This is a genomic window from Micromonospora sp. ANENR4, from assembly GCF_015354395.1.
Lineage (GTDB): Bacteria > Actinomycetota > Actinomycetes > Mycobacteriales > Micromonosporaceae > Micromonospora > Micromonospora aurantiaca.
Genome location: NZ_JADKYQ010000040.1, coordinates 1 through 1,383, shown reverse-complemented (window position 1 = coordinate 1,383; position 1,383 = coordinate 1). Strand labels below are relative to the sequence as shown.

Sequence of the window (1,383 nt, the reverse complement as noted above, 5' to 3'; positions counted from 1 at the left end):
GTCGACGCTTCTATAGGTGGGCCGGTTCCGGGAGGTTGGTATCGGTAGGGTTCGACGTTGGTGATCTATGGGTGACTCATGCAAGATCTGGCCGCTGTCAGTTGGTGTGCCGTGGCGTCGACTTGTCCTCGTGGGTTGCCGGCGTCGGCCCGGCCCACCTTGTTGGCCTGATCAGAAGCCTGTCCGCGAAGGGGTGTGCAGCCCGTGTCGCGTGACTCATCACAGATGTGCCGCTGGGTGATCGCTCCCGGGCCGACGCCGTCCGAACGTCGTCCCGTGCAAGGGAGAACCGTCCGTGTTTCCCATCCTGGCAGAACGTCTGGCCGAGCGTGTCGACGCGGTCGTCGGTGTGGACACCCATACCGATACGCACACCGCCGCGGTGCTCACCGCGGTCGGCACCGTGCTGGCGGAGATCACCGTGCCGGCCACCGACGACGGCGCCGCTGTCCTGCTGGCCTGGGCCGGCCGGCAGACGGCCGTGCTGGGAACGGGCCGGCGGGCCTGGGCCCTGGACGGCGCTCGTTGTCACGGTGTCGGTCTGCTGCGCGTCCTGCGCGCCGCGGGTGAGTACGTCCTGGAAGCACCCAAACCAGCTGCCGGGCGCTGCCGTCGAGGCGGCAAGTCCGACGCGCTGGACGCCGCGCACGCCGCTCGTGGCGTCCTGGCCGCCGACCACGTCGCCTCACCCCGCACCGACGGCGACCGGGAAGCCCTGCGCCTGCTGCACGTCTGCCGCCGCCACTACAGCGACACCCGCACCGCCACCATCAACCTGTTCAAATCGGTGATCCTCACCGCCGACGACGACCTCCGCACACAGATGCGAGGACTGAGCACCCTGCGACAGGTCCAGCACGCCACCACCCTCACCACCACCAGCGGCAGCGGTCTCGACCGGCTGCGCCGCACTCACCTGGCAACCCTCGCCGAGCAGATCCAGACCCTCGACCGGCTCCTGAAAGCCAACCTCACCGAAATCCGCACCCTGGTCGACAAACTCTGCCCCACCCTGCTCGACCAACCCGGCATCGGCCCCGTCACCGCCGCGATCGCGCTGACCGCCTGGTCACACCCCGGCCGGTTCCGCAACGAAGCCGCCTTCGCCTCACTCGCCGGCGTCAGCCCCGTCCCCGCCAGCTCCGGGCGCATCACCCGCCACCGCCTCAACCGAGGCGGCGACCGCACCCTCAACGCCGCCCTGCACACCATCGCCAAAACCCGCCAACGATGCCACCAGCCCACCAAGGACTACATCAACCGCCGCACCACCGAAGGCCGCACCCCAGCCGAGATCACCCGCAGCCTCAAACGCTACATAGCCCGCCAAATCTGGCGCACCCTCGAAGCCACCACTTGACAGCAACCTTCACAGATCTTGCA

General features: G+C 68.8%; 1 protein-coding gene. It reads left to right on the top strand.

Features of this window, described 5'->3' with window-relative positions:
- Positions 1–295: 295 nt before the first annotated feature.
- Complete coding sequence (locus tag IRY44_RS30405) at positions 296–1,360, top strand: IS110 family transposase (RefSeq protein WP_194803564.1); 1,065 nt, start codon at positions 296–298, stop codon at positions 1,358–1,360.
- The last annotated feature ends 23 nt before the right edge of the window (positions 1,361–1,383 follow it).